This is a genomic window from Treponema sp. R6D11 (assembly GCF_054786075.1).
The window spans coordinates 1-239 of sequence record NZ_BDHD01001491.1; the positions used below are offsets into that span (position 1 = coordinate 1).

General features: G+C 45.6%; 1 protein-coding gene. It reads left to right on the forward strand.

Features of this window, described 5'->3' with window-relative positions; all coding sequences use genetic code 11:
- Positions 1-24: 24 nt before the first annotated feature.
- On the forward strand, positions 25-239 hold a 215-nt coding region (locus ACYVTD_RS19195), incomplete at its 3' end, for a hypothetical protein (RefSeq protein WP_461249169.1).

Consider the following 239-nt stretch of genomic DNA (forward strand, 5'->3'; position numbering starts at 1 on the left):
ATTGCTCCTATGATTAGGCGGATAATGCCGAAACCGGGGAGTATGCCGATAAGAACCGCTCTTGTCAGCAACAGCGTACACTGCAAGTGTACATTTGGCGTGTACGCTACCTGCGTTTACTCTTCCGGCGTTTTTTCATCGGTTGTTGTCTCTTCCGATGTTGTTTCTTCTGGTATTGATATTTCGGGTATTGGAATAGAGAGAGATGATAGCGAAGTTTGCGGTATGTTTTTGTCGGA